Genomic DNA, 4,407 nt, shown 5'->3' with positions numbered 1-4,407 from the left:
AGTGACAAGGGACGAGTACGCAAGTCACAAGGGAGTCAAGGGACGAGGGACAGGCTCTCGAGGGACAAGGGACGAGTACGCAAGTCACAAGGGAGGCCAGTGACAAGGGACAGGGGCTCGAGGGACGAGGGACAAGCAGGGCGTTGCGCGTCGCTCGGCCGCTTTGCGGGTCTTGCGGCTCCCCGCTGTACCGGTCCCCGGAGCGCGGGCGCGTCTCTATTGTTCGGGCCGTCCTTGTCCCCTGAGCCCTGGCTGTCCTTGTCCCTTGTCCCTTTCCGTCCCGTCCCTCGTCCCTTGGCAGTCCTTGTGACTTGTCCCTCTTCCCCTGTCCCTTACACTAGTGCTCCATGTCGTCGTATCCCCGTCAGGCGCTGGCGCTGACGGCCCTCGCCCTCCTGCTCCTCGCATCCTGCGCTCGACCGTTCGGACGGCAATACGAGTACGAGGAGGAGATCTACGTCGACCTCGACGGGTCGGCGAAGGTCATCGTCAACACGTCGCTGGCGGCCCTGGCGGGGCTGCACGGGCTCGACGTGCCGCTGGACCCTGCGGCGCCGATCGACCGCGACGCGATCCGATCGCTGTACACGTCGCCGGTGACCCAGGTCACCCGGGTGAGCCGGCCGTGGCGACGCGACGGCCGACGCTTCGTGCAGGTGCGACTGGAGGTGGCCGACGTTCGCCGGTTGCCGCAGGCCACGCCGTTCGCCTGGGCGCGCTACACCTTCGCGCGTGAGGGCGAGACGCTGCAGTACCTGCAGGAACTCGGGCCGTCGGTCAACAAGGCCGTGGGGGATGTCGGGTGGGACGGCTCCGAACTGGTGGCCGTGCGCATGCACATCCCCAGTCGCGTCACGTTCCACAACGCGCCGAGCCGGCTCGTCGAGCGCGGCAACATCCTGTCGTGGGAACAGCCGCTGAAGGCGCGGCTCGCGGGGGAGCCCCTGCGCATCGAGGCCAGGTTCGGCGTCCAGCGCATCCTGGTGCTGACCGTGGCGCTCTTCCTGGCAGCCATGGCCACCGCGGCCATCACCGTCTCGGGCGTGATCTGGTGGGTGGTCCGCAAGGGTCACCAGCGGGCGGCACGCCAGCGCGGGTGAGGCAACGCAGGCAGGGCGACGTGACCGCCGCCCTGCCGTACTCGGGTCGAGACCGAGGTCAGCCCTTCTTCTTCTGATCCATCCGCTGCTGCAGCCGCTGACGCATCTGCGACTGCCTTGCCTGGCGCTCCGCCTGGATCTTGGTCGCCTCGGCCTGCTGCTCCGGCGTGAGGATGGCCCACACCTCGCTGCGCACCCGGCCGCGCAATACCGCGGCGTCGGCGATCACCGCCCCGAGGGCCTGCCCCTGCTGGGCGGCGGCGCCCTCGTCGATCGTGCCGGCCGTCGCCGTGCGCAGGGCGTCCATCGACGCCTGAGCGCGCTGCATCAGCGCCCGGCCCGCGTCGCGATGGCCCTGCATGATCGTCCGGACCTGCTCCTCCTGCGCGTCGGTCAGGTTCAGCGCGGGGAGCGGCAGGTCAGGATGCAGCCCGAGCAGGCCGCCGAGCGGGCCGCCCATCATCGGACCGCCGGGGCCGCGCCCTCCACGACCGGGGCCGTCGGGGCCACCCGGACCACCGGGACCAGGCTGGGCCATCGCCGCACTCGCGAGACCGAGGGTCAGGGCCACTGCACCAGCCACCAGCTTCAGGGACGTCATCGTACGCATCGCACACACCCTTCTGGGGCCTTCGCCCCGCCTGCGCCGCCCGACCGATGCGGGTCAGCGCGCGTTCTGATGCATGAGACGGGGACTCGATGGCCCCCCGATGTCGAGGTTGTGAAGAAACGAAGGCGTTGCTCGTCAGTCGAACGGCACGCCGTCGGGCCGCGGCCGCGGTGGCGGGGGCATCCGGTCCATGCCCTTGCGCTGACGCTCCTTGCGGTCGGCGGCCATCGCCTTCGCCTCGGCCTGCTGCTGCGGCGTGAGGATCGCCAGCACTTCCGTCCGCACGCGGGCCCGCAGCACGGCGGCCTCGCCGATGGCGGTGCCGAGCGCCTGGCCGCGCTCGATCGCGGCCGCCTCGTCGATGGCCGTGCCGTCGGTGGCCTTCTGCATGGCGTCCATGGCCACGCGCGCGCGGTCCATCAGCGCCCGGCCCTCGGCACGGTGGCCCTGGAGGATCGTACGCACCTGCTCACGCTGGGCGTCGGTCAGGTTCAGGCCGGCCAGCGGCACGTCGGGATTGAGGGTCAGCAAGCCGCCGAGCGGCCCCATCATGCGCCCGCCGAAGTCGCCGGGGCGCCCCGGCCCGAACCCGCGACCATCGCCACCCCCCGGACCCTCGGGCCCGTGCGGCGGCGGGGGCGGCGGCATGCCGACTCCCGCTGGGCGTCCGCCCTGCGGCGGCTGCGCTGACGATGCGCCTGCCATCCCCAACGTCAGCACCAGGATCGCCGCGCCGATCCCCACACCCTTTGCCGCGTTCTCGTGCCGCATGCCGATCCGCTCCGTCGTTCGCGGGTGGAGAGCCACGCCCGCGCCCATGTCCTGCCGTGCCACACCCGGCCCAACCATCGAGGCGCGTGCAATCTCATGCTGCCTGCATGGGCCTGGACCCCACACGGTACCGGACAGATGGCCGGCCCGACTGTGAAAAATCCATGACAGCGCTGCGCGGGCCTGCCGCAGGCGGGGTAGCCTTGGGGGCCATGGCGCATGTGCTGGTCGTCGACGACGAAGCCCACATCGGCGAGCTCGTGTCGCTCCACCTCTCGTTCGAGGGGCACACGAGCGACAGGTTCCTCGACGGCCGAGCGGCCCTCGAGGCGGCCAAGGCCCAGGCCTACGACCTCTTCATCGTCGACGTGATGCTGCCCGGTATCGACGGCGTGGCGCTGTGCCGCGCCCTCCGCCAGCAGCCGTCCACCCGCAAGTCGCCGATCCTGCTGTTGACCGCACGCCGCGACGAGACCGACAAGGTGCTCGGCCTCGACAGTGGCGCCGACGACTACCTCACCAAGCCGTTCGGGGTCCGCGAACTGATGGCGCGCGTACGGGCGCTGCTGCGACGGGCGTCGACCGCCCCGGCAGCCGCCGGCGACGAACCGGCAGCCGACGTGATTCGGCGCGACGGCCTCGAGATCGATCCCAACCGCCACCAGGTCACTGTCGACGGGCGGGTCGTGGAGACCACGGCCCACGAGTTCGCCGTCCTCAAGGTGCTGGCAGCCAACCCCGGCATCGTGTTCTCGCGTGAGGCCATCATCCGCCGTGCCTGGGGACCGGGCACCCACGTCACCGAGCGCAGCGTCGACACCATCGTCAAGCGCCTGCGCCAGAAGATCGAGGCCGACCCGGCCGAGCCGCAGCGCGTGCTCACGGTCTGGGGCGTCGGGTACAAGTTCCGCGACGTCGCCACGCCATGAGCGTCCGCGACCCGTGGGTGCGGTCGCTCTACTGGCGTATCGCACTGGCGTGCCTCGGCCTGCTCGCGGCCGGCCTCGCCGTGCAGCTGGCGTTCGTCGTGGCGCAGTTGTCGCGCCCGGAGGGCCTGCACGCGCGAATCACGGCGCAGCAACTCGCCGAGACCATCGCGCGCGACCTCTCGGAGGCACTCGAGGCGGACCCGGCCGCCGACGTGCCGCAGGTGCTGGCGCGCTACCTCGACACCCCGTTGCCGGCCTTCTTCGTCACGCCGGGTAGCCGCGTCCGCGGCCCGGTTGGTGTCGTCATCACCGAGGCGGAGGCGCGCCAGGTGGCAGCAGCCGCCAATGCTCCCGACGACCCCGACCGGCCGGTCGGCATCGCGCGGGTCGAGGTGCTCGGCGAACTGGAAGGGCGTGTCGTGGTGCTGCCACGACGCCCGGGACTCGCCGTGGTGCGCGATCTGGGCCCCATGGCGCTGGCCGGCGCCGCCCTCACGGCGATTGCCATCGCGGCGCTGCTCGCCTGGCTGGCCTTCGCCCCGGCGCATCGTCGCCTGAAGGCCCTCGAGTCGGCAGCCGTGCGGCTCGGGCAGGGCGACCTGTCGGCACGCGCGCCCGAGGAGGGCGCCGACGAGATCAGCCGCGTGGCCCGCGCCTTCAACCAGACGGCCGATGCCCTCGCCACGCAGATCCAGCGCGTGACCTCCGAGCAGGAGGTACGACGGCAACTCCTCGCCGACGTCTCGCACGAACTGCACACGCCGCTGACGACCATCCGCGGCTACGTCGAGACGCTGCAGATGCCCGACCTGCCGATCGGCGACGCCGATCGGGCGCGCTACCTGTCGGTGGTCGACGACGAGGCGGTCAGGCTCGAGCGGCTCATCGGGGACCTCCTCGAACTCGCGAAGATGGAGGCTGGCGGGCTCGGCTTGCATCCGGAGCGAGCGCCGCTCTCGTACCTGTGGTCGCGCCTTCGCGATCGGCATGGTCCCGC

5 protein-coding genes are annotated in these 4,407 nt (G+C 71.6%); 3 read left to right on the top strand and 2 right to left on the bottom strand.

What is annotated here, in order from left to right:
* Positions 1 to 347: 347 nt before the first annotated feature.
* Positions 348 to 1,100, top strand: a complete 753-nt coding sequence (locus ACIRDX_RS20930) for a hypothetical protein (RefSeq protein ID WP_396627376.1) — start codon at positions 348 to 350, stop codon at positions 1,098 to 1,100.
* A gap of 58 nt (positions 1,101 to 1,158) precedes the next feature.
* On the opposite strand, the gene ACIRDX_RS20925 is transcribed toward ACIRDX_RS20930, so the two are convergent.
* Both ACIRDX_RS20925 and ACIRDX_RS20920 read right to left on the bottom strand, forming a co-directional pair.
* Positions 1,159 to 1,701, bottom strand: a complete 543-nt coding sequence (locus tag ACIRDX_RS20925; RefSeq protein WP_396627375.1) for a Spy/CpxP family protein refolding chaperone — start codon at positions 1,699 to 1,701, stop codon at positions 1,159 to 1,161.
* 144 nt (positions 1,702 to 1,845) lie between these two features.
* On the bottom strand, positions 1,846 to 2,517 hold the full coding sequence (locus ACIRDX_RS20920) for a Spy/CpxP family protein refolding chaperone (RefSeq protein WP_396627374.1): 672 nt from the start codon (positions 2,515 to 2,517) through the stop codon (positions 1,846 to 1,848).
* A gap of 176 nt (positions 2,518 to 2,693) precedes the next feature.
* Here ACIRDX_RS20920 and ACIRDX_RS20915 point away from each other — a divergent pair, with 176 nt between their 5' ends.
* Together ACIRDX_RS20915 and ACIRDX_RS20910 are read left to right on the top strand one after the other, a co-directional pair.
* Positions 2,694 to 3,410: a response regulator transcription factor gene (locus tag ACIRDX_RS20915; protein WP_396627373.1), complete on the top strand. Its 717-nt coding sequence runs from the start codon at positions 2,694 to 2,696 to the stop codon at positions 3,408 to 3,410.
* Positions 3,407 to 4,407, top strand: a 1,001-nt coding sequence (locus ACIRDX_RS20910) for a histidine kinase dimerization/phospho-acceptor domain-containing protein (RefSeq protein ID WP_396627372.1), incomplete at its 3' end; no start/stop codon positions are given. The genes ACIRDX_RS20915 and ACIRDX_RS20910, both read left to right, overlap by 4 nt.

The organism is Luteitalea sp., from assembly GCF_044337415.1.
In the GTDB taxonomy this organism is placed as follows: Bacteria; Acidobacteriota; Vicinamibacteria; order Vicinamibacterales; family Vicinamibacteraceae; genus Luteitalea.
Note: the sequence above shows the minus strand (reverse complement) of the source record. Positions and strands in the feature narration are given on the sequence as shown.

Coding starts and splice junctions, on each gene's coding strand:
- ACIRDX_RS20915 (WP_396627373.1), top strand. CDS start 2,694: ATGGCGCATGTGCTGGTCGTCGACGACGAAGCCCACATCGGCGAGCTC.
- ACIRDX_RS20925 (WP_396627375.1), bottom strand. CDS start 1,701: ATGACGTCCCTGAAGCTGGTGGCTGGTGCAGTGGCCCTGACCCTCGGT.
- ACIRDX_RS20930 (WP_396627376.1), top strand. CDS start 348: ATGTCGTCGTATCCCCGTCAGGCGCTGGCGCTGACGGCCCTCGCCCTC.